Origin of the sequence: Streptomyces sp. NPDC051018, assembly GCF_044456085.1 — a bacterium.
Lineage (GTDB): Bacteria > Actinomycetota > Actinomycetes > Streptomycetales > Streptomycetaceae > Streptomyces.
The window spans coordinates 144,084-165,737 of record NZ_JBITFN010000011.1 but is presented as its reverse complement, the minus strand read 5'-3'; the positions used below and the strand labels follow the sequence as shown (position 1 = coordinate 165,737).

Annotated in this window: 17 protein-coding genes and 1 pseudogene; 9 read left to right on the top strand and 9 right to left on the bottom strand. The window is 73.0% G+C overall.

Annotated elements, in window-relative coordinates:
• Positions 1–426: 426 nt before the first annotated feature.
• The 4 genes from ACIBCM_RS20560 to hutH all read left to right on the top strand — a co-directional run bounded on the left by ACIBCM_RS20560 (position 427) and on the right by hutH (position 6,565).
• Positions 427–1,758, top strand: a complete 1,332-nt coding sequence (locus ACIBCM_RS20560; RefSeq protein ID WP_399245149.1) for an adenylate/guanylate cyclase domain-containing protein — start codon at positions 427–429, stop codon at positions 1,756–1,758.
• A 360-nt stretch (positions 1,759–2,118) separates the two neighbouring features.
• The gene (locus tag ACIBCM_RS20555; RefSeq protein ID WP_399245147.1) at positions 2,119–2,907 is read left to right on the top strand and encodes an enoyl-CoA hydratase/isomerase family protein; all 789 of its coding nucleotides are present in this window, start codon (positions 2,119–2,121) and stop codon (positions 2,905–2,907) included.
• Positions 2,908–3,248: 341 nt separating this feature from the next.
• Positions 3,249–4,808, top strand: coding sequence for a diguanylate cyclase domain-containing protein (locus ACIBCM_RS20550; RefSeq protein ID WP_399245145.1), 1,560 nt, complete (start codon positions 3,249–3,251; stop codon positions 4,806–4,808).
• Positions 4,809–5,020: 212 nt separating this feature from the next.
• Entirely contained in the window at positions 5,021–6,565 is a 1,545-nt protein-coding gene (hutH, locus tag ACIBCM_RS20545) for a histidine ammonia-lyase (RefSeq protein ID WP_399245356.1), read from the top strand.
• Between the two features lie 167 nt (positions 6,566–6,732).
• Here hutH and ACIBCM_RS20540 read toward each other — a convergent pair whose 3' ends face one another.
• Positions 6,733–7,014 (bottom strand): hypothetical protein, encoded by a 282-nt coding sequence (locus ACIBCM_RS20540; RefSeq protein WP_399245143.1) that lies wholly within the window; start codon positions 7,012–7,014, stop codon positions 6,733–6,735.
• 468 nt (positions 7,015–7,482) lie between these two features.
• On the opposite strand from ACIBCM_RS20540, the gene ACIBCM_RS20535 reads away from it, so the two are divergent.
• Complete coding sequence (locus ACIBCM_RS20535) at positions 7,483–8,751, top strand: Ig-like domain-containing protein (protein ID WP_399245141.1); 1,269 nt, start codon at positions 7,483–7,485, stop codon at positions 8,749–8,751.
• Positions 8,752–9,082: 331 nt separating this feature from the next.
• Here ACIBCM_RS20535 and ACIBCM_RS20530 read toward each other — a convergent pair whose 3' ends face one another.
• From ACIBCM_RS20530 to ACIBCM_RS20520, 3 genes are all read right to left on the bottom strand, one after another.
• Positions 9,083–10,744 (bottom strand): glycosyltransferase family 87 protein, encoded by a 1,662-nt coding sequence (locus ACIBCM_RS20530; protein ID WP_399245354.1) that lies wholly within the window; start codon positions 10,742–10,744, stop codon positions 9,083–9,085.
• A 231-nt stretch (positions 10,745–10,975) separates the two neighbouring features.
• Positions 10,976–12,724 (bottom strand): ribosomal protection-like ABC-F family protein, encoded by a 1,749-nt coding sequence (abc-f, locus tag ACIBCM_RS20525; protein ID WP_399245139.1) that lies wholly within the window; start codon positions 12,722–12,724, stop codon positions 10,976–10,978.
• Positions 12,725–13,293: 569 nt separating this feature from the next.
• A complete protein-coding gene (locus tag ACIBCM_RS20520) occupies positions 13,294–14,256 on the bottom strand; it encodes a phosphorothioated DNA-binding restriction endonuclease (protein WP_399245137.1) in 963 nt (320 codons plus the stop codon).
• Positions 14,257–14,477: 221 nt separating this feature from the next.
• Between ACIBCM_RS20520 and ACIBCM_RS20515 the strand changes: the two genes are divergently transcribed.
• The 3 genes and pseudogenes from ACIBCM_RS20515 to ACIBCM_RS20505 all read left to right on the top strand — a co-directional run bounded on the left by ACIBCM_RS20515 (position 14,478) and on the right by ACIBCM_RS20505 (position 15,876).
• Positions 14,478–15,023, top strand: a complete 546-nt coding sequence (locus ACIBCM_RS20515; protein WP_399245135.1) for a GNAT family N-acetyltransferase — start codon at positions 14,478–14,480, stop codon at positions 15,021–15,023.
• A gap of 95 nt (positions 15,024–15,118) precedes the next feature.
• Positions 15,119–15,403: pseudogene (locus tag ACIBCM_RS20510) on the top strand (XRE family transcriptional regulator); the annotation flags it as partial.
• A gap of 2 nt (positions 15,404–15,405) precedes the next feature.
• Positions 15,406–15,876 (top strand): NUDIX domain-containing protein, encoded by a 471-nt coding sequence (locus ACIBCM_RS20505; protein WP_399245133.1) that lies wholly within the window; start codon positions 15,406–15,408, stop codon positions 15,874–15,876.
• Positions 15,877–15,939: 63 nt separating this feature from the next.
• Here the strand turns inward: ACIBCM_RS20505 and msrA are convergent, their stop codons facing one another.
• Together msrA and ACIBCM_RS20495 are read right to left on the bottom strand one after the other, a co-directional pair.
• Complete coding sequence (gene msrA, locus ACIBCM_RS20500; RefSeq protein ID WP_399245131.1) at positions 15,940–16,617, bottom strand: peptide-methionine (S)-S-oxide reductase MsrA; 678 nt, start codon at positions 16,615–16,617, stop codon at positions 15,940–15,942.
• A gap of 237 nt (positions 16,618–16,854) precedes the next feature.
• A complete protein-coding gene (locus ACIBCM_RS20495; protein ID WP_399245129.1) occupies positions 16,855–17,958 on the bottom strand; it encodes a hypothetical protein in 1,104 nt (367 codons plus the stop codon).
• Positions 17,959–18,028: 70 nt separating this feature from the next.
• On the opposite strand from ACIBCM_RS20495, the gene ACIBCM_RS20490 reads away from it, so the two are divergent.
• Positions 18,029–19,183 carry a cystathionine gamma-synthase gene (locus tag ACIBCM_RS20490; RefSeq protein WP_399245127.1) on the top strand — a complete coding sequence of 385 codons (1,155 nt, stop codon included), beginning with the start codon at positions 18,029–18,031 and terminating at the stop codon, positions 19,181–19,183.
• Positions 19,184–19,524: 341 nt separating this feature from the next.
• Here ACIBCM_RS20490 and ACIBCM_RS20485 read toward each other — a convergent pair whose 3' ends face one another.
• The 3 genes from ACIBCM_RS20485 to ACIBCM_RS20475 form a co-directional block, all read right to left on the bottom strand.
• Positions 19,525–19,722 (bottom strand): DUF1059 domain-containing protein, encoded by a 198-nt coding sequence (locus tag ACIBCM_RS20485; protein WP_399245125.1) that lies wholly within the window; start codon positions 19,720–19,722, stop codon positions 19,525–19,527.
• Between the two features lie 354 nt (positions 19,723–20,076).
• Positions 20,077–20,556 (bottom strand): sigma factor-like helix-turn-helix DNA-binding protein, encoded by a 480-nt coding sequence (locus ACIBCM_RS20480; RefSeq protein WP_399245123.1) that lies wholly within the window; start codon positions 20,554–20,556, stop codon positions 20,077–20,079.
• A gap of 492 nt (positions 20,557–21,048) precedes the next feature.
• A complete protein-coding gene (locus tag ACIBCM_RS20475; protein ID WP_399245121.1) occupies positions 21,049–21,552 on the bottom strand; it encodes a MarR family winged helix-turn-helix transcriptional regulator in 504 nt (167 codons plus the stop codon).
• Between the last annotated feature and the right edge of the window lie 102 nt (positions 21,553–21,654).

Below are 21,654 nucleotides of genomic sequence, written 5' to 3'. Positions count from 1 at the left end.
CCGTCCGCCCGGCCCGAACCGGAACCGTCACGGGGACGTGAGCCAGGGCACACCTGCCGTATCGTTGAGGCGATCGAGCGACAGATCGGCAGGGCAGTTGCGCAGGGAACGGGCAGGAGGCGGCTGGTGACCGTCGACGACACCACTTCCGGCGCGGGCGCGTCCGGTGGGTCAGCGTCCGTGTCCGGTTCCGGTACGGGATCCGGAGCCCCCGGGGCGTCCGGGGAGCCGGGGTCCGCGGGGCCGTCCGGCACCGCCGGAGCGCCGGGGTCCGCGAGACCGTCCGGAGCCCCCGGAGCTTCCCGTACCGCCGGTGTCCCCGGTACGGCCGGCACTCCCCGTGCAACCGGAATTGCCGGTGGTCCCCATGCTCCCGGCGGGCCCGGTGGGCCTGGTGTTGCCGGGCGTTCCGGTGCTCCCGGTTTCATGGGCGGCCCCGGGGCCTCCGGCTCCGGGGAACGGGGGCCGAGCGGGGTCGGTGAGGCGGCCGGAGCGCCGGGGTCCGCCGGGGGGCCGGTGTACTCCGGAGGGCCTTCCGGGGCCCCGGGACCGGCCGGACCCGAGGGCTCGCCCGATTCCCAGATCGGTCACGGGGCCGGTGCGGACCAGGCTTCCGGAGGTTCCGCTTCCGGGGCGGCGCCGGTGCCGTACGGCTCCTCGGGGGCGGTGCATCCGACGCCGCACCACGCCGTCGACCACACCGCCGAACCGACCGACGACCCCCTCGCCATCCGCCTCGAACACCTGATCCTCGGCGCCGACCGCCGCTACACCCCCTTCCAGGCGGCCCGCACGGCCGGTGTCTCCATGGAGCTGGCCTCCCGCTTCTGGCGAGCCATGGGCTTCGCCGACATCGGCCAGGCGAAGGCCCTCACCGAGGCGGACGTCCTCGCGCTGCGCCGGCTCGCGGGTCTCGTGGAGGCGGGCCTGCTCAGCGAGCCGATGGCGATCCAGGTGGCCCGCTCCACCGGCCAGACCACCGCCAGGCTCGCGGAGTGGCAGATCGACTCCTTCCTGGAGGGTCTGACCGAGCCGCCCGAGCCGGGGATGACGCGTACGGAAGTCACGTACCCCCTGATCGAACTGCTGCTGCCCGAGCTCCAGGAGTTCCTCGTCTACGTCTGGCGGCGGCAGCTCGCCGCGGCCACCGGCCGGGTCGTCCAGGCCGCGGACGACGAGGAGATGGTCGACCGCAGGCTCGCGGTCGGCTTCGCGGACCTCGTCGGCTTCACCCGGCTCACCCGGCGGCTGGAGGAGGAGGAGCTGGGCGAGCTGGTCGAGTCGTTCGAGACCACCTCCGCCGACCTGGTGGCCGCGCACGGCGGCCGGCTGATCAAGACCCTCGGTGACGAGGTCCTCTACGCGGCCGACGACGCCGGCACCGCGTCGGAGATCGCGCTCCGGCTGATCGACGCGATGAACCAGGACGAGGCGATGCCCGCGCTCCGCGTCGGTATCGCCTTTGGCACGGTCACCACGCGCATGGGCGATGTCTTCGGTACGACCGTGAATCTGGCGAGCCGTCTGACGTCGATAGCGCCCAAGGACGCGGTGCTCGTGGACGGGGCGTTCGCGCTGGAGCTGATCCGAACGGGCGACGCCCCGAAGTCGGAGACCCAGGCGGCGGAGGAAGCGGCCACGGCGGAGAAGGAGGGCGAGCCCCCGCCGCCGTACCGGTTCGCCCTCCAGCCGATGTGGCAGCGACCTGTAAGGGGGCTCGGTGTCGTCGAGCCCTGGCTTCTGTCCCGCCGCGACTGAGCGTTCCGCGCGTGCCGGTGGGGTGGGGGTGGCTCCGGGCGTGGGTCGTTCGTGGGTACGCCGGTCCCGGCGCGCGGGTCGCCCGTGTACCGGGGCCGTTCGCGTCGGTACGGGCGCTCGCGTACGTCCGCTCCGAGGGCGGGCCCTCGGGCGGGGGCCGACGGACCGGGCGGCCCCGTGGCGGGTGGTTCGGGGCGCGGGGCCTTCCCCGCGTACGCCGTTCATGAGCGCGGGGCGCACCGGCCGGAGGCCTTCCGCGGGGCGGGTGGCCTTGGGGCGCGGGGGCTGCTCCCGCACGGTGGGGCCCGTGGGGGAGCGCCTATGATCCGGTGAACCATCGTTAACCGGGAGGGTGCCCAGATGTCCGAGCAGCGCTTCGGCGAGTTCGTCCTCGTCCGCACAGACGCCCATGTCGCCGAACTCGTCCTCGACCGGCCCCAGGCCATGAACGCCGTCTCCACGCAGATGGGGCGCTCCATCGCCGCCGCGTGTGACGCGCTCGCCGCCGACCGGGACGTCCGCGTCACCGTGCTGACCTCCTCGAACGATCGCGCCTTCTGCGTCGGAGCCGACCTGAAGGAGCGCAACTCCCTCAGCGACGCCGAGCTGGTGCGCCAGCGGCCCACGTCGAGGGCCGCGTACACCGGGGTGCTGGAGCTGCCCATGCCCACCGTCGCCGCCGTGCACGGGTACGCGCTCGGCGGGGGTTACGAGCTGGCGCTCTCCTGCGATGTCATCGTGGCCGACGCCACCGCCGTGGTCGGGCTGCCGGAGGTCTCCGTCGGTGTCATCCCCGGCGGTGGCGGTACTCAGCTCCTGCCCCGCAGGGTCGGGGCCGCGCGCGCCGCCGAACTGGTCTTCACGGCCCGCCGGGTGGCGGCGCAGGAGGCGCGGGAGCTGGGGCTCGTCGATCTGCTCGCCGAGGACGCCCGTACCGAGGCTCTCGCCCTCGCCGGCCGGATCGCGGCGAACTCCCCGGTGGGCCTGCGCGCCGCCAAGCGCGCGCTGCGGCTGGGGCAGGGGCTCGACTTCCGCGCCGGTCTGGAGGTGGAGGACGCGGCCTGGCGGTCGGTCGCCTTCTCCGGTGACCGCGCGGAGGGGGTGGCCGCGTTCAACGAGAAGCGGAAGCCGGTGTGGCCGGGCGAGTGACGGACCGGCGGGCGGATGGCGCCGGAGTGGGAGGCGGCCCGGCACCTGCGCGCGCCCGTAACCTGCGCGCGCCCGGCACCCGCGCGCACTCGGCACGGCCGCCTGCGGCGAGGGGTGAAACCTCCGGGAGGAGTACCTGGGCCGGGTGCCCGGACAAGCGCCCGGACGAGAGCGGGACGAGCGCGGGACGAACGTCCCTGACGAGCGCCGAGCCGAACATCCGGGGCGCCCGCGCGCGCTTCGTTCAGCTCATGCCATACGCATATGACATCACTCACCGTCAATATGACCCGGCTCTGTTCAACCGATCAAAACCGTGGAAACCCTCCTAAGCTGGGGTGATGGCTGAGGATCGGCGATTGCGGGCCGTAGTGGCGCTGGCGCAGGCGATGGCGGCAGCGCAGACCCCGCGCGACTTCTGGCGCGCGGCGGCCGAGGGTGCCCGCACCGCGCTCCTCGGGTCGTTCGCCGCGCTGTCCGTGTGGGAGAGGGAGCTGGGCCGCCTCAGGGTGCTGGTGAACGCGGGGCAGCGGGCTCCGGACGAGGAGGAGTTCCCCGAGTCGGAGACGTATCCGGTCAACCGCTTCCCGGAGATCACGGAGTTCCTCCACGAACGCTGGGCGGGCGGCGGCGAACCGGAAGCCTGGGTGGAGACCGCCGACCTCCCGCCGGAGCCGCCCGGGTCGCCCGCGTCGCCCGCGTCGTCCGACGCCGGGGTGCCGGGCGCGGAGGCCGTGTCCCGTACGCCCGTGGGGTCGGGGTCGGGGCCGCCCGCCGAACCGGGTCTCCGCGCCCCTGATGCTCCGGCGGCCGGGGTACGCCATCGGGGCGCCGGGCCCCTTGAAGCGGAGGCGGGTCACGGGGTCGCCGAGGTTGCCGGGGCCGGGTCTTCCGAGGCCGGACGGCCGCCCGGGGCCGGGCGCACCGGGCCCGCCGCCGGGGCTCCCGGGGCCGGGCAGCGCCCCTCGGCCGGGACTCCGTGGGAGGAGGCCGGGCGGGGGTCGGTGGTTCCGGAGTACGGGCCGCACACCACGGCACCCCGCGGTTACCGTCACCCCTCCGTGCCGCCCGTACCCGGCGGGGCCGAGGGGCGGGCCGCGGCCCTGCGGCGGCGGCAGCGGGGGTGCTGCGTCGTGGCGCCGATCGTGCTGCACGGGCGCGCCTGGGGTGAGCTGTATGTCGCGCGCCCGCTCGGTGCGCCCGTCTTCGACCGGGACGAGGCCGACTTCGCGACCGTACTCGCGTCCGTCGTCGCCGCGGGGATCGCGCAGACCGAGCGGCTGGAGGAGGTCCGCAGACTGGCGTTCACGGACCCGCTCACGGGCCTCGCGAACCGGCGGGCCGTCGACATACGGCTCGACGAGGCCCTGGAGCGCCACCGTGAGGACGGTGTCGTCGTCAGTCTGGTCGTCTGCGATCTCAACGGGCTGAAGCGGGTGAACGACACCCACGGCCACGCGGTCGGCGACCGGCTGCTGGAGCGCTTCGGCTCGGTGCTGTCCCTCTGCGGCGCGATGCTCTCGGACGCGCTCTCCGCCCGCCTCGGCGGGGACGAGTTCTGCCTTCTCTGTGTGGGGCCGTCGTCCGACGAGGTGGTCCGGGTCGCCGGTGAGGTCTGCGTACGCGCGGCCGAACTGGAGCTGGGGGAGGGCGTGGCGTGCGGGGTCGCCTCGACCGGGGACCCGATCGGGCGGATCGGAAGCGCCCGCAGGCTTTTCCGGCTCGCGGACGCGGCCCAGTACCGGGCCAAGGCCGCCCGCTCGCCCGAGCCGGTGGTCGCGGGCCGGGACGGCACCGTACTCCGCCTCGCGGACACCCCGCCGCGCCCGCAGCCGCAGGAGCGGCGCCGGTTCCGGGGCGTATCGCCGCAGGACGCCGAGGAGCCGTGGAGCGAACCCTGACCCGCTGACCCGCTGACCCGCTGACCCACCCGCGCCCGATGCCCGATGCCGGATGCCGGTTGCCCGATGCCGGATGCCCGATGTCAGACACCTGCCCCGGTCCTCCCGGGTCCCTCCGGGCCCGGCGCCCCCGCCCGCGTTCCGGTAAGGAGCCAACCCGGCCACCACTGGTGACGTATCGCAATTCAGTCCGTACGCTGCTGAATATGCATATGCAGACAGTCGTGGTGGGTACGTCCGGTGTCACCGCGGCCGAGGTCATCGCCGTGGCCCGCGGAGGCGCCCGGGTGGAGATCTCCGCCGCCGCCCTGGACGCCCTCGCCGCCGCCCGGGCCGTCGTGGACGCGCTGGCCGCCAAGCCCGAGCCCGTGTACGGCGTCTCCACCGGGTTCGGCGCGCTCGCGACCCGGCACATCGGCCAGGACCTCCGGGGCAGGCTCCAGCGCAATATCGTGCGCTCGCACGCCGCCGGCATGGGCCCGCACGTCGAGCGGGAGGTCGTACGCGCGCTGATGTTCCTGCGGCTGAAGACCCTCTGCTCGGGGCACACCGGCGTACGCCCCGAGGTCGCCCGGGCCATGGCCGGCGTACTGAACGCCGGGATCACCCCCGTCGTCCACGAGTACGGCTCCCTCGGCTGCTCCGGAGATCTCGCACCGCTGTCCCACTGCGCCCTGACCCTCCTGGGCGAGGGCGACGCCGAGGGTCCGGACGGCCGGGTCCGGCCCGCGGCCGAACTGCTCGCGGAGCACGGGCTCACCCCCGTCGAACTGCGTGAGAAGGAGGGCCTGGCGCTCCTCAACGGCACCGACGGCATGCTCGGCATGCTCCTCATGGCCATCGACGACCTCCAGCGCCTCTACACCAGCGCCGACATCACCGCAGCGCTCTCGCTCGAAGCGCTCCTCGGCACCGACAAGGTCCTCGCCCCCGAGCTGCACGCCATCCGCCCCCACCCCGGGCAGGGCGCCTCCGCCGCCAATATGCGGGCCGTGCTCAAGGGGTCCGGGCTCACCGGGCACTTCCAGCAGGACGAGGCCCCGCGCGTCCAGGACGCGTACTCCGTGCGCTGCGCCCCCCAGGTCGCGGGCGCGGGCCGGGACACCCTCGCGCACGCCCGTCTGGTCGCCGACCGCGAACTGGCCTCGGCCGTCGACAACCCCGTCGTCCTGCCGGACGAGGGCCGGGTGGAGTCCAACGGCAACTTCCACGGCGCGCCCGTCGCCTACGTCCTCGACTTCCTCGCCGTGGTCGCCGCCGACCTCGGCTCCATCGCCGAGCGCCGCACCGACCGGCTCCTCGACCGGAACCGCAGCCACGGCCTCCCGCCCTTCCTCGCCGGCGACCCGGGGGTGGACTCGGGCCTGATGATCGCCCAGTACACCCAGGCCGCCCTGGTCGGCGAGATGAAGCGGCTCGCGGTCCCGGCGTCCGCCGACTCGATCCCGTCCTCCGCGATGCAGGAGGACCATGTGTCGATGGGCTGGTCGGCCGCCCGCAAGCTCCGTACCTCGGTCGCCGCGCTCGGCCGCATCCTCGCGGTCGAGCTGTACGCGGCGACCCGGGCGATCGAGCTGCGGCACGGTCTCACCCCCGCGCCCGCCTCACGCGCGGCCGTCGACGCACTGCGCGCCGCCGGGGTGGGCGGACCGGGGCCCGACCGCTACCTCGCGCCCGAGCTGGAGGCGGTGGACGCGTTCGTACGGGAGGGGAGGCTCATCGCGGCGGTGGAGCGGGTGACCGGCCCCCTCGCCTGAGCGCGCCGGGCGCGCACGGACGCGGGCTGTTCGCGGACGCGGGCCGTACACGGACGCGGGTCGTACACGGGGCCGGCTGTTCACGGGCTCCGGCTGCTCATGGACACGGCACCTGACCCGGACCGCGGGTTTCACGGGCCCGGAGTCGTGCCGGGCCGGGCGGGGGCTCAGGTCCGGACGGGTCCCCGCCGCCGCGTCGCATAGGCCACGAACCCCACCCCGACGCCGAGGAACGCCGTCCCGCCGATCAGATACGGGGTGGTGTCGAAGCTGCCCGTGGCGGCGAGCCGCAGATCCGGGGAGTCCTCGCCCTGGGCCCCGGCGGAGGCGCGCTGTCTGCCGTTGTCCCCGTGTTCGGCCGTGGCGTTCGCCGACGGAACGAACCACAGCGCACAGAGCAGAGACCCCGCTGCTGCGGCGGTCAGTAGCGGGCGGCGTGCGAAGGACACGAACTCGATCTCCCTTGACAACTCTTGGACTTGGGCGTCGGCTGATGCTAGTGAACGGGGTGGCTCCCGGGAAAGCCGGGCAGCCCAGGGCCCTGACCTCCGGCATATGACCGCTGCTGAGTCATCACGGTATGTACGGTTGGCGGTGGAATCACTCCTGAAGATCGGTACGCAGGCGGCCCCGACGCGGTCGATCGGGACCTCGGTGAAGTCGATCGGGACCCCGACCGGCAGGATCGGGACCCCGGCCAGCAGGATGTCGGGACGAGGGAGGGGGCCGGCCGGAACGAGCCGTACGGCGGTCACGGTGAAACCGGACAACCGGGGACGCGTGGGACGTACGGCGGCCGGAAGGCCAGGGAACGGCGAGTGGTATTCGCCACATTCTGCGAAGGATGTGGAACCGGGTACCCCGAGATAGATGTTGTCCCCAATGGTTCGGTAGTTCGGCCAGGGGACTCGGCGACGATGGAGAAGCGTGTGATGACGGACAGCAAGCGGCGCAGGGGCCTCATGGTCGCGTCCGCTGTGCTCGGCGGCGCATTGGTGCTGTCGGCCTGTAGTGACGGTGGGGACAAGGGCGGCGACGCCGCCGACAGCTCGAAGAAGTCGTCGCAGGCGCAGGTCGACGAGGCGGCGGCGAAGAAGGTCTCCGAGGCCCGAATAGCCATTGAGCCCAAGACCGGCACGAACAACGCGAGCATCAACAACGCCAAGGTCACCGTCACCGCGGGTACGCTCACCGAAGTCACCCTGACCACCTCCGACGGCCAGCCCGTCGAGGGCAAACTGGCCGCGGACGGCAAGAGCTGGACCCCGGCGAAGGCGCTGGAGCGCTCCACCTCGTACAAGGTCAGCGCCACCGCGAAGGACGCCAAGGGCCTGGTGGCCCACGAGAACTCCTCCTTCACCACGGTCTCACCGGGCAACAGCTTCATCGGCAACTTCACACCGGAGGACGGCTCCACCGTCGGCGTCGGCATGCCGGTCTCGATCAACTTCAACAAGCCGATCACCGACAAGAAGGCCGTGCAGAGCGGCATCACGGTGTCGTCCAGCAGCGGCCAGGAGGTCGTCGGCCACTGGTTCAACTCCCAGCGCCTGGACTTCCGGCCGGATCAGTACTGGCAGGAGGGCTCCACCGTCACCATGAAGCTCGCGCTGGACGGGGTCGAGGGCTCCAGCGGCGTCTTCGGCGTCCAGCAGAAGACGGTGACCTTCAAGATCGGCCGCAACCAGGTCTCCACCGTCGACGCCCGGTCCAAGACGATGACGGTCACGCAGGACGGCAAGACGGTCAGGACCATCCCGATCTCCGCGGGCGCGCCCTCCACACCGACGTACAACGGGCAGATGGTGATCTCCGAGAAGTTCAAGGAGACCCGGATGAACGGCGCGACGGTCGGCTTCACGGACTCCGACGGCAAGGGCGAGTACGACATCAAGGACGTCCCGCACGCGATGCGGCTGTCCACGTCGGGCACGTTCATCCACGGCAACTACTGGGGCGGCCGCGGGGTCTTCGGCAACTCCAACACCAGCCACGGCTGTGTCGGTCTGGAGGACTCGCAGGGAGCCAACAATCCCAACAAGCCGGGCGCCTGGTTCTACGACAACTCGATGATCGGCGATGTCGTCATCGTGAAGAACTCCAAGGACAAGACCATCAAGCCCGACAACGGGCTGAACGGCTGGAACATGAACTGGGCCGACTGGAAGGCCGGTTCGGCGGTCTGAGCCGCCGCGGTCCCCGGGCCTGGGCGACCTTGGCCCGCGGCCCGCGGCCCGCGGCCCGCGGCCTGCGGCCCTTGGGCTGCGGTCCTCGGTCTGCGGTCCTCGGCCCTTGGCCCGGGCCGGTCCCACTCGGAAAGCGCGGTGTCCCTCCCGGGGCACCGCGCTTCTCGTCTTCCCCGGGGCTGCCTCGGATGCTCCCGGCCGGGCGCCCGGCCCGTACGAGAAGCCGTGCCCGTGCCCGTACCGGCATCCGCGTGGCCCGGGCCGGAGGGTGCCGAACCGCCGTCGGACGGCCCTGAGCCGGAGCGAGGCGGCCATCCGTCAGCAGCCAGCTTCAGCAGCCCGCGCGCGGGAAGCGGTACGGGGAGGCCAGAGTGTAGTCGCCGGGGCGGTCCACCGTCAGCCGGGTCCACTCGCCGTCGGGGCGGAGGCAGGCACCGTCGGCGCGGAGCCAGGGGGAGTGGGCGACCCGTACCGTCACCGAGCCCGCCGCGGGCATACGGACGACCAGTTCGGCGGCGTCGGCGCGGACCACCGTCGCCGGGGAGGAGACCAGGGGCACCGCGTCCCGTACGCGGTAGACGGTCCAGCCGTCGTCCCGCCAGACGCGCTCCAGCCACGGCGGTTCACTCCGTACGATCGCGGCCTCGTCCAGGGCCGGGCCGTCCGGCCGGCCGTGGTGCAGGACGACATAGCCGACCGCCCAGTGGTCCAGCCAGGCACGGTAGGTCCGGGGACTCAGCGACCCGTCGTAGAACAGGCGCCCCCGCTCCACGTCGAGCTGGCGGTTCCAGCCGCGCGCCATGTTGATGTGCGGGGCGAGTACGGCCGCCTCGCGGTGGTTGCGGGCGGGGACCACCTCGACGCGCGTACGGTCCGCGCCGAGCCGATTCAGCTCCCGTACGACGCCGTCGGTGTTCGCGGCCCAGGGGGGGACGGTGTTGGAGACGGCGAGATCGTCCTCGGTCTTGTCGATCAGCCAGTTGGTGTTGACGGCGAGGGCGGCGACAAGCGCGAACCGCAGCGCCAGGGTCCGGGCCCGCCCACCGCGACCGGCCGGGGCCGTCGGGGCGCCGGCGCCGGAGGAACCTGCCTCTGTGGAACCTGCGCCGGTGGGGCGGGGGCCCGTACCGCTCCCGGCGCGGAGGAAGGCCGCCACCCCGCCCGCGGCGCTCACCGCCGTCACCACCGCCGCGAGCAGCACGGGCGGTCCCGCGAGTCCCGCCAGACGCTCCACGTTCCGCCCGATCGGCGAGGGGATGAGGTAGGTCAGGACGACTCCGAGCCCGTACACCAGGGCCCCGTACCGCACCAGGCGCCATGCGCGCGGCGCGGTGAGCGCCACCGCCGCCGAGACGACGAGCGGCAGCCAGAGCTTCTCCGTCTGCATCGGCATCTCGCCCTCGAAGGGGAAGAGCACCGTCGTCGTCGCCACCACGAGGGCCGGGGGCACCACCAGCGCCACCGCCGGACGCCACCGCCGGTCCAGCAGATACGCGGCTCCCGCGACCACCAGGAAGAGCCCGGCGACCGGGCTGGCCAGCGTCGCGAGCGCCGCGCACCCCCCCGCGAGCACCGGTCTGCGGGCGTACAGCAGCGCGAGCAGCGCGATCGCGACACCCAGCGCGAAGGTCGTGCGCCCGGACGCGATGTTCGCCCAGAGCACTCCCGTCCCGGCGATCGCGGGCCACAGCGGACGCGTCACCCCGCTGCGGACGACGAGCCGGGCCAGCGCCCAGGTCGCGAGGAGCCCGGCGGCGACCGACACCGCCCGTACACCGAACGCGGCCATCAGCGGCGGGGCCAGCACACTGTAGTTGGCGGTGTGCATACCGCCGTACCAGGAGAGGTTGTACGCGGACGACGGATGCTGCTCGGTGAAACCCGTCCACGCCAGCTGGGCCGCGAGATCGCCGCCGCCGGTGGCGAGCCCGCCCGCCCACAGGACGTACAGCGGGACGGCGGCGGCGGTCGCGACGAGCGGTACGCGCCACAGCGGCAGGCGCCACGGCGGGAGACGCGACCGGGGTGCCGCCCCCCGCTCGTCCTCCGTGCGCTCCGGCGCGTCCGCCGTCACCGTCGTCTCTGCCCGCCGCTCACTGATTCCCACCCGGAAACCCTAACGGCGCAATCTCGCCACGAGGGCGCCGCGTCCGGGCCGCGTGCGAGCGGGGTCCGGGCCGGGTCCGGGTCGTGTCCGAGCGTCGTTCGCGCCGGATCCGTGAGGTCAGGCGGTCAGCGGCGCCGACCGCGGAGTTGTCCCCGGTGCCGTGCTCGCCGCCGCTCGCGGTGTCGTGGACGGTGTTGTGTTCGGTGTTGTCCGTGGTGCCGGGCCGGTCTCCGGCGGTGGTGCCGTGAGCCGTCCGGAACGCAGTTCCAGCCGTTCGCCCCCGAAACCGCTCCGGAACCTCCGGTCGTGCGACACCGCCACGATCGCGCCCGGGAACGACGACAGCGCCTCCTCCAGCTCCTCCACCAGGCTCAGCGCCACATGGTTGGTCGGCTCGTCGAGGACGAGCAGATCCGCTGGCGAGGCCAGCAGCCGGGCCAGCTCCAGCCGCCGCCGCTGCCCCACCGAGAGCGCCGGGACCGCGACCGTCAGGTCCTCCTCCCGGAACAGCCCCGTCCCGAGCAGCTCGTCCGCGTACTCCTCGGGCAGCCCGCGCCGCCCCCGCGCGTACGCGTGGAGCAGTGGCTCGGACGCGGGGGAGGGCGCCAGTTCCTGGGCGAGGTAGCCGATCCGCACCCGCTCCCGGTGGTGGACCGTGCCCCGGTCCGGGCGCAGTTCACCGGCCAGGACGCGCAACAGCGTCGTCTTGCCCGCGCCGTTCGGGCCGGTCACCAGCAGCCGCCACCCCGACTCCACCCGGAGCCCGGCCAGCCGCAGCCGGTCGCCCACCGCGATGTCCGTCAGCTCGGCGAGGAGTCCCGTACTGCCGGAGGTAACGGGCCGCGCCCGGAACCGCAGCGGCTCGGGCGGCGCGGCCACGGGCTCCCGCCGGAGCCGCTCCAGCCGCACACGGGCGGCCCGGACCTGCCCGGACAGCTTGGCCTCGTGCGAGCGGCGGTGCTTGCCGAAGCCCTGGCGGGGGTCCTTCCCGCTCGTCGCCAGCCGCTGTCCGGCCGCCGCGACCAGCTCCGCCGTACGGGCCAGCTCGTCCAGCCACTCCTGGTGCTCCTGCTCCCGGCGGCGGCGGGCGGCGGCCTTGGCCGTGCGGTAGCCCTCCCAGCCGTCGCCGTACCGGTGCACCGCGCGGGTGTCCCGGTCCACCTCCAGGATGGTGGTGGCGACGCGTTCCAGGAACGCCCGGTCGTGGGTGACGGCGACGACCGTGCCCCGGTGTTCCCTGAGCCGGTCCTCCAGCCACGCGACGGCCTCACGGTCCAGATGGTTCGTCGGCTCGTCGAGCAGCAGCAGCTCGGGCGCGGCGGAGAGCACACCCGCCAGCGCGAGCCGCGACTGCTCGCCTCCCGACAGCGTGCCGAGTCGGCGCTCCCGCCCGATCCGGGCCAGCCCGAGGGCCTGGAACGCGGCGTCGACCCGGGCGTCCGCCTCGTACCCGCCGCGCTCCTCGAACGCGGTGAGCAGATCCCCGTACGCGGTGAGCGCCTCCTCGCCCGCGTCGGTTTCGAGGTCCTTCTCGGCCTCGCGCAGCCGCCGTTCCAGGTCCCGCAGCCCGGCGAGCGCGGCCTCCATGGCGTCACGCACGGTGTGACCGGGCCCGAGCCCGAAGGTCTCGGCGATCGTCTGGGCGAGATGCCCGGTCCCGCCGGGGGCGCTGACGGTGATCCCGCCGGTGTCGGGCGCGTCGGCCCCGGCGATCAGCCGCAGGAGGGTGGATTTCCCGGAGCCGTTCTCACCGATGACTCCCGCGCGTTCGCCGGGCCGGACGGTGAGCGACACCTGATCGAGGACGGGGCGGGTGCCGTACGCCTTGGAGACGTCCTTCATGGTCAATTGGGCGCGTTCGCGCATGGTTCTTTCCCTGATGATGAGGAGGGGTTCGGCCGGTACGGGCGACGGCGGACGGCGGCGGAGCGCTCAGTCACCCGCCCGACGGCGGAGCGCCGATGCGCCCACCCGGCGGGCGGAGCCGCTCTACGCCGCGTCCGCGCCCGGAATCAGAGAAAGAAGTAGTACGTGTACGGACCCATGCGCCCAGGCTAGCCAGGCGGCCGCGGCCGCGCACCCGGATTGCGCCGGACAGGGGGAGCCGGGGACGACGGCCGGCGTCGCCCGGGACTGCGACCGGGACGGCCGCGGGGGTTGCGGCCGGGGGCACCCGGGCCCGGGATCATCCGGGTCTGCGGCCGTCATGGCACGGGGTCGCTCGATCGACGGGGCGTACGGGGGCGGGCCCGCGGCCCGTACGTGGCGCGGGGCCCGGGCCGTACGCGGGGCGGGGCCCGCGGCCGTACGCGGGGCGGGTAGGAGCCCGGGCCCCCGCGCGAGGCCGTCGGCGGGGCTCGCGTGGGAGGAGGCACCCCCGCTCCCTCACGCCGGCAACGCCCTCGCTCCCCAACACCGGCAACATCCCCGCTTCCTCACACCGGCTCGGGCGTGCGTGCCTGGCCCCGGAACACCTGCGCGGTGTGCCAGCCGACATGCTCGGACGCGACCCGGGCACTGCCGTTCTGCGGCCCGATCAGCTCCTGGCCGATGAGGCTGAACACATGGCTCCGCGCCGACGCGCTGCGGCCGACGAACTCCCGCGAGACGGTGATCCGCCGCCCGGTATCCAGTCCCAGCACCCCCCGGTCGAAGAGCTTGTGGTGAAGGGAGCACAGACACAGGCAGTTGGACAGTTCGTCGGGCCCGTCGAAGGCCCACCACTGGACATGCGCCGCCTCCAGCCCGACCGGGAGCCGCCCGATCGCCCCGTCGAAGCCGCAGAACGCGCACCGGTACTCGTACGCCACCAGCACCTCCCCCCGCAGCTCCCCCGCCCGCGATCTCGCCCGGACCCGGCCCGTCTCCCGTGTCTGCCCCCGAGCCTGACCCTGAGCCCGGGCTATGTCATCGGCGTGGGTCCAGCCCTCTCCAGGGCCCGAGCCGCGCTCCAGGTCGAGCCCGACGGCCGCGGCGATGTCAGCGTGGATCGACGGCGGAAAGTGCAGGTCGAGCAGGAGATGGGCCATCCGTCCCAGCAGCCCGGGATCGTCCGCGAGCGCCTCCCTCAGCCCCTCCGCCAACCGCCCCTCGGCCCCGCTCTCCCGCAGCGCCCGCACCCCCGTGCCCGGACTGACCGCCCCCCGCTCCGTACGGACCTCCCACACCCCGTCGCTCACCAGATGATGGAACGGATACGCGGCCGAGGTCCGCCGCGGCGGCCCGTACTCCTGCAACAGCCCCTGCAACTCCCGCTCGACCTCCGAGAACCGCAGCCCCCGCCCGGGCTCCCGCTGGAACCGCCCCAGCGCGTACAGCATCAACAGGGGCTTGTGCGGCGCGCGTTGTCCGTTCTGCGCCCACTGCCGCAACCTCCCGACCCGCCCGATCCAGTCCATGCCCCGACTGTAGGCCGCCCGCCCTACGGCTCCCCCTCCCCATGACCGCCATGTGCCCCGCCGGGAGAGGGAGTTGCCTCAAGGGAGCACGATTCCGGGCACAGGGCCGAGGGCCGGAAGCGGCGCCGGAAGGCGCACCGGGGTTCGTGCCCGGGATCCGAACGGGCAGGCCCTCCCGCCCCGCCCTCTCCCGCCGACCCCGACCGATAGAGTTCCGGCCCATGCATCCGGTCAGCCGCACCAGCGAGCGTCTCGCACTGCGTGAAATCCGCACCGAGGACATCGCCGACGTCCTGGCGATCTACGGAAGCCCCCTGGCCACCGAACACCTCTCGTTCACACCACGGACGGCCGAACAGGTCACGACGATCGTCGAGGGCTCCATCGCCTCGGCCACCGCCGAGCCGCGCACCGAGTACGGGCTCGCCGTCACCACGCGCGACGCCGACCGGCTGATCGGGTACGCCCGCCTCGCACTCGACCCCCACCAGCAGCGCGCAGCCACCATCGGCTTCGCACTCACCCCCGACATCTGGGGAAGCGGGTACGGAACCGAGACCGTGCGGCTGCTGCTGGCCCTCGCCTTCGAGGACCTGGACCTCCACCGCGTCTGGGGAGCCCGCTCCCCCCACAACCACATCTCCGCCCGCACGATGACCCGCGCGGGCATGCGCGAGGAGGGCCGCATCCGCGAGCACATCCACAAGAACGGGGCCTGGCGCGACTCCGTCGTCCACGCCGTCCTCGAACGCGAATGGCCCGGCTGACACCGCATCCGACCCGATCCGCACCTGACCGAGGGCACCCGGTCTTCGCACCCGACCACCTCGAACCGGCACCGCCCCGCTCACAACGCAGGCCGCGTACCGGGCACGGAATCGAGTCCCGGTGCCGGCTCGCGCTGATGCACTGCCGGCCCCTGATCGGGGTACCCGGCATCGAGATCCGGACTCACGAGACGACGCTCTACAACTCCCTCTACCGGGCTGATGACCAGCTACTGGTCAACGCCCATGTCTGGGGGGTGAACGCCTACGGTGCCCCCGTCTGGCATCTGCGCCGTCAGAGTGCCGGGGGAGTCTTCGACACGTACACCCAGAGCTTCGACGCGGTATGGGCGACGGCAACCCCCGTCCAGGAGGAGTGACCATGGCCCGTACCGAGTACTACGACGATCCGGCCGCCCCGGAGCCCAACCATCTCGTCGTCGCGGCCTCGGCGGTCGTCACCGACGAGGAGGGGCGCATCCTTCTCCAGCGCCGCCGTGACAACGATCTCTGGGCACTGCCCGGGGGCGGCATGGGGATGACGGACTCCCTGCCCGGTACGGCGGTGCGTGAGGTCCGGGAGGAGACGGGCCTCACCGTGGAGATCACCGGTCTGGTCGGGATTTACACCGACCCCCGCCATGTGATCGCGTACTCGGACGGTGAGGTGCGCCGACAGTTCAATGTCTGCTTCACCGCCCGGGTCACCGGCGGGGAACTGACGATCTCGGACGAGTCGACCGAGCTGCGATTCATCCACCCGGACGATCTTGCCGACATCCCCATGCACCACACCCAGCGTCTCCGCATCCAGCACTTCCTTGATCACCGGGAACGCCCCTACCTGGGATGACCGGGAGTTCCAGAAGGGCGGGTCCCGGAAGGGAACAGGATCGGGGTACGCAGGGGGGCTGTCCTACGTGTTCGGGACCTCTGGAGCCGGAGCGACGCCGATCGGACAGGAGACCCCCGTCCCGCCGATCCCGCAGTACCCCGCGGGGTTCTTGTCCAGGTACTGCTGGTGATATGCCTCAGCCGGGTAGAAGGGGCGGTCTTCCGCCGGGAGCAGTTCCGTGGTGATCGTGCCGTAGCCCGAGGCCGTCAGGACCTGCTGGTACGCCTCGCGGGAGGCGGTGGCCGTGGCGGACTGGGCGGGGGCGTGGGTGTAGATCGCCGAGCGGTACTGGGTGCCGACGTCATTGCCCTGGCGGAAGCCCTGGGTGGGGTCGTGGGACTCCCAGAAGAGCTTCAGGAGCCGCTCGTACGAGATCACCGACGGGTCGAAGACGACGCGGACGGCCTCGGTGTGGCCCGTGAGGCCCGAGCAGGCTTCCTCGTAGGTGGGGTTCGGGGTGTGGCCGCCCTGGTAGCCGACGAGGGTGGTCCAGACACCCGGGGTCTGCCAGAACGTGCGCTCCGCGCCCCAGAAACAGCCCAGGCCGAAGTCCGCGATCTCCAGACCCTCGGGGTACGGGCCCAGCAGCGGGTTGCCCAGGACCGTGTGGCGCTCGGGCACGGTGAAGGCGGGGGCGGGACGGCCGGGGAGGGCTTCGTCCGGGGTGGGGAGGGCGGGGGCGCGGCGGGACAGGAACATGCGGGCTCCTCCTCAGACGTATCTCGGTAATAGAGGAACGCGCGGGGCGCTTCCGGCATTCCTTCGGGGCCGGGCCCGGGCCCGGGCTTTCCTGCAACCGTCACCAGGGCACAGCTTCCGAAGGGCCCCCGCCCCGGCCCGGTCCGGGGAGCGCGCCCTGCCCCGCACCTCCGCCGGGGATCCTCCCCGGGAAGCCGGCCCCCGTCCGGGGACCCGTCGTCCAGGGCCCCCGCCCCACTACCGCCGCAGTGTCGCCGGGCTGCCGCCGTTCGCCTCGTAACCCGCCACCGCCAGGTTCCGGTACACGGTGTACTCCGCCGCCGGGTCGTCGCTCAGCGTCCACGGCAGGGCGCCCACATGGCCGTCCACCCAGATGAGCTGGTTCATCGCCTCGGCCCACCGCTCGGACCGTACGAGGAAGCCGATGAGCAGATGGCGTACGTGTGCCAGCATCGGGTCGCCCGGGCGGGCCGAGTGGACCGCGTACAGCGCGCCCTCGACGGCCTTCGTGACCACCGCGCTCTGGTAGAAGCCCTGCACCAGGACCAGGTCCGGGATGTGCTCATGGACGGCGAACAGGGGCAGCGCGGCCAGCAGCGAGCCCTGGGGCGCGCGGGCCGCGGCCGTCGTCGCGAAGTGGTCGGCCTCTTCCCGGCTGCCGTGCCACTTCTCGCACCAGTAGTGCAGCGCCGCCAGATGCGCGCCCATGTGCTCCGGCGCGCGGTCGATCACCTTCGCCCACACCTGGTCGAAGCGGTCGTGGGGGTAGCCGAGGCCGCGGGCGACGGCCAGTTCGACGATGTACGGAACGGGGTCGCCCGGAGCCAGCAGCGCGGCCTCCTCGCAGACCCCGCGGGCCTCCTCCAGGATGATCCGGAAGTCGTCCTCGCCGACGGACGAGGACCGCCAGGCCTGCTGCACCAGGAACTCCGCGTGCACCTGCGCCCCGCCCGCGTCCTTGGGGGCCTCCGCGCGCCAGGTCCGCAGCCAGGCCCCGCCCACGCCCGGCTTCTGTGCGAGTTCGAGCGAGGCGGCACCGGCGAAGGCCTGCACCCGCTGCCAGCGGACCTCCCCCTCCGCCGGAGTGCCCGCGAGCAGCTGGGAGGCCGCCTGCCAGTTCCGGGTCTGCTGGACGACATCGAGGACATCGAGGAGATCCTGGTCCGGGCCGGGCAGCCGGATGTCCAGCTCCTCCTGGCGCAGAAAGCCGTAGTCGTCCGGGTTGGCCGCGTCCGGGGAGCGGGGGTCGACCTGCTGGAGACCCGGGCGGCGGCGGTTGACAAAGGGGACGAGGATGCCGACCAGCAGCGCCATCGCGATCAGGAACCAGAGAATCTCCATGTCGCCATTGTCCCGGACCACGCCGGACGGCTGCCACGAGTCCGCTCCCACGGCGTTACCCTCGGGCCTCATGAGCCACCAGCACAGCTTCCACAACCTCGAAACCCTCGCGATCCACGCGGGCAACACCGCCGACCCGCTGACCGGCGCGGTCGTCCCGCCCATCTACCAGGTGTCCACGTACAAGCAGGACGGGGTGGGCGGGCTGCGCGGCGGCTACGAGTACAGCCGCAGCGCCAACCCGACCCGTACCGCGCTGGAGGAGAACCTCGCGGCGCTGGAGGGCGGCCGGCGCGGGCTCGCCTTCGCGTCCGGGCTCGCGGCGGAGGACGCCCTGCTGCGTACGCTCCTCGAACCGGGCGACCACGTCGTGATCCCGAACGACGCGTACGGCGGCACCTTCCGCCTCTTCGCGAAGGTCGTCGCGCGGTGGGGCGTCGAGTGGTCGGTCGCCGACACCTCCGACGCGGCCGCGGTGCGGGCCGCCCTCACCCCGAGGACCAAGCTGATCTGGGTCGAGACGCCCTCCAACCCGCTGCTCGGCATCACCGACATCGCGGTGCTCGCCGAGATCGCCCACAGCGCGAACGCCCTGCTGGTGGTGGACAACACCTTCGCGAGCCCCTACCTCCAGCAGCCGATCGCGCTCGGCGCGGACATCGTGGTGCACTCGCTCACCAAGTACATGGGCGGGCACTCGGATGTCGTCGGCGGTGCGCTGATCGCGGCGGACGCGGAGGTCGGCGAGGAACTGGCGTACCACCAGAACGCGATGGGCGCGGTCGCGGGCCCCTTCGACTCCTGGCTGGTGCTGCGCGGGATCAAGACGCTGCCCGTCCGGATGGACCGCCACAGCGAGAACGCCGGCCGGGTCGCCGAGATGCTGTCGCGCCACCCGAAGGTCACCGAGGTGCTCTACCCGGGGTTGCCGGACCACCCGGGCCACGAGATCGCGGCCAAGCAGATGAAGTCCTTCGGCGGGATGGTCTCGTTCCGTGTCCGGGGCGGCGAGGAGGCGGCGGTCGAGGTCTGCAACCGGGCGGAGCTGTTCACGCTCGGTGAGTCCCTGGGCGGCGTCGAGTCGCTGATCGAGCACCCGGGCCGGATGACCCACGCGTCGGTCGCGGGGTCCGCGCTGGAGGTGCCGGCGGATCTGGTCCGGTTGTCCGTGGGCATCGAGGCGGCCGATGACCTGCTCGCGGACCTCCAGCGGGCGCTGGGGTAGCCGGCCGCTGGGGCTTCGCACCGCCCCGCCACGGCTTCGTACGGCCATGGCTTCGTACGGCCACGCTTCCTACCGCCACGGTGCGTGCCGGTACGGTCCGGTACTCCGCACGGCCTGTGTCGTGCGGAGTACCGGACGTGCGGCGGCTTCGACGGGCTGCGTTCCGTGACGTACGGCGGTGCTTCCGTACCGAGGTGTGTACCGAGGTGTCGCCCTACGGCGTGGGCCGGGCGTGCGCGAGCCGGCGTCCGTGTGGGGCGCCGGCTCGTTGCTGCCGTCCGGGCCCCGATGAGGTCGGGGTCCCCGGACGGCCGGACGGGAGGGTCGGTACCGGACGGGTGTCAGTGCCGCGCGGGGATCTTCTCGTCCTCCAGCAGACCGCGGATCTGCTCCCGCAGCTCGGGGGAGTCGGTGTGGCTGTGCACGGAGACCGCGTGCTCCGTAGCCGCCTTCACGACTTCCTCTTCCTCACCGGAGATGGTCAGGGTGCAGTCCGTCTCGCTCGGGAACCTGCGGCAATCGGCGACTTTCCTGGTCATGACGACCTCCTTGGAGCTGTCCGTACACCGCTTGTTCCAGGATAGGTCTGCCGGGACCGGAAAATTGTACGAAGTGGGTCAAGTCGGGCAAATGGTGGTCCAGGCCCACCACCACCGGCGGGGTCGTCCGTGACGGCGGGCCCTCCCAAGGTTCCGCCACCGCCGCCCAGGCCGTGAGCGCGATCACCGCCGCGAGCAGCAGTGCCCACGCCGTGGCCCGTACCGCGCGCCGCCGGCGCAGCAGCCGGGTGCCCTGTTCCAGGGCGAGGGCCGCCAGATCGGCCGGGACCGGCGGATGCGGGGTGCCCAGCATCCGGCGGACGTCCGCCTGCTTGCGTGTCTGGCCGCTGAGCGTCACACCGCCTCCGCGGGGGCGGTCCGGGCAGCCGGGGTCCGCGGCTGCGGGCTGTGCGCCGTCGCGACCGCCCGGTGGCAGACCGTCCGGACCCGTTCCACTGCGAGCCCCAGCTGGGCCGCCGTCTGCTCCTCGGGGATCCCTTCGTACAGCCGCAGCACCAGAACGAGCCGCTCCTGCGGGGTGAGCCGGTGCAGCACGCCGCCGTGCGCCCGGTGCCGGCGCCACGCGGAGCGCGCGAAGCGGACGGCGAGATCCTGGCGGGTGCGGCTGTACGGATCCTCACCGCGCAGCCGGTCCCATTCCGCGTAGGTGTGCGCCAGCGCGTCGGTCAGCAGCCGCCGGGCGTCCGGGTTGTCCTCGGGGAGCTCCGCCGTGAGCAGTGTGGCGGCATGCAGCAGCCGGCCGCCCGCGCCCGCGACGAACGCCTCGAACTCGCGGGTGCGGCGACGTGTCGACTCGGCCCGCCGCTCGCCCACATCCTCATATAGAGGCAGACGCGCGGCCGGGGTCAAGACGTCAGCACGCCTTCCTGCGCGCTACCGCGGCCGGCCGGGCGCCGTGGGAAGTCGGATTCGTGGCGCGGCCGGGATGTGGACCCGTACCGGGACGCGGACTCTTACCGGGACGCGGGCCCGTACCGGGGCGGGACGGGACTGGACGGGGACCCGCACCGTGAGAGTCCCTGTGGACCCGCACCGTGAGCGTGCACATGGACCGGCACCGCAGACCGCGCGCGAGCGGAAAGCGGAACCGTTCCGGAGCGGGTGCGGCTTGATACCGCTGCCGGGAAAAGGCTCCTTTTCGCCGTCGTCCGCGGGAGTTTCCGGGAGAGCGCGCGGTCCGGGCCGAAACGTCCGGCGGACCCAGGTGGTCGGCGTACCAGGGTCGTTGCGCCGGTGCGGAGGCACGGCCCGCGCGGTCCCGTCCGGTGGCTCACGGCACTGACGGGGGCGGGTGAGCGGGCGGGGCTATGAGCTGGTGGGCGGCGGCACATCAACTCCCGCCTGCCGGGCCGCCAAAGCCGTGTTGAAGCGCGTCAGCAAGGTGCAGAACAACTCGCGCTCGGACTCCGTCCAGCCCTCCGTGACCTGTTCCATCAAACCGCGGCGGGAGGAACGGACTTCCTCCAGGCGGGCCTGTCCGCGCGGTGACAACTGGAGGACGACAGCCCGGCCGTCCTCCGGGTGGGAGGTGCGCTTGACCAGGCCGGTGTCGACGAGGGGCGCGACCTGGCGGGTGACGGTCGACGAGTCGATCCCCATCCCCGCGGCGAGCGCCTTCACGCCCATCGGTCCTTCCCGGTCCAGCCGGTTGAGCAGCAGATACGCGGCACGGTCCATCGAATTGCGAACCTGTCCGACCCCACCGAGCCGGGTCTGTTCCGCGCGGCGCGCGAACAGGGCGACCTGGTGCTGGAGAGCATCGAGGAGGCCGGGGTCTAGATGGGTCGTCATGTCCTGAGAAGTGGGCATGGCAAAGGGCTCTCTCGTGCGGGGGCGGTCGATTGGTGGGGGACAGAGTACGCGGCCCCGGGGCAGTCCGTACGGGGCCTGAGAAAACCGGCAAAGAAGCGG

Excerpts from the sequence above, each read along its gene's own strand:
- ACIBCM_RS20515 (WP_399245135.1), top strand. The coding sequence starts at position 14,478 with ATGCATCCGGTCAGCCGCACCAGCGAGCGTCTCGCACTGCGTGAAATC.
- ACIBCM_RS20495 (WP_399245129.1), bottom strand. The coding sequence starts at position 17,958 with ATGGAGATTCTCTGGTTCCTGATCGCGATGGCGCTGCTGGTCGGCATC.
- ACIBCM_RS20560 (WP_399245149.1), top strand. The coding sequence starts at position 427 with ATGGGCGGCCCCGGGGCCTCCGGCTCCGGGGAACGGGGGCCGAGCGGG.
- ACIBCM_RS20475 (WP_399245121.1), bottom strand. The coding sequence starts at position 21,552 with ATGCCCACTTCTCAGGACATGACGACCCATCTAGACCCCGGCCTCCTC.
- ACIBCM_RS20485 (WP_399245125.1), bottom strand. The coding sequence starts at position 19,722 with ATGACCAGGAAAGTCGCCGATTGCCGCAGGTTCCCGAGCGAGACGGAC.
- abc-f (WP_399245139.1), bottom strand. The coding sequence starts at position 12,724 with ATGCGCGAACGCGCCCAATTGACCATGAAGGACGTCTCCAAGGCGTAC.
- ACIBCM_RS20505 (WP_399245133.1), top strand. The coding sequence starts at position 15,406 with ATGGCCCGTACCGAGTACTACGACGATCCGGCCGCCCCGGAGCCCAAC.
- ACIBCM_RS20520 (WP_399245137.1), bottom strand. The coding sequence starts at position 14,256 with ATGGACTGGATCGGGCGGGTCGGGAGGTTGCGGCAGTGGGCGCAGAAC.
- ACIBCM_RS20535 (WP_399245141.1), top strand. The coding sequence starts at position 7,483 with ATGGAGAAGCGTGTGATGACGGACAGCAAGCGGCGCAGGGGCCTCATG.
- hutH (WP_399245356.1), top strand. The coding sequence starts at position 5,021 with ATGCAGACAGTCGTGGTGGGTACGTCCGGTGTCACCGCGGCCGAGGTC.
- ACIBCM_RS20550 (WP_399245145.1), top strand. The coding sequence starts at position 3,249 with ATGGCTGAGGATCGGCGATTGCGGGCCGTAGTGGCGCTGGCGCAGGCG.
- msrA (WP_399245131.1), bottom strand. The coding sequence starts at position 16,617 with ATGTTCCTGTCCCGCCGCGCCCCCGCCCTCCCCACCCCGGACGAAGCC.
- ACIBCM_RS20555 (WP_399245147.1), top strand. The coding sequence starts at position 2,119 with ATGTCCGAGCAGCGCTTCGGCGAGTTCGTCCTCGTCCGCACAGACGCC.
- ACIBCM_RS20490 (WP_399245127.1), top strand. The coding sequence starts at position 18,029 with ATGAGCCACCAGCACAGCTTCCACAACCTCGAAACCCTCGCGATCCAC.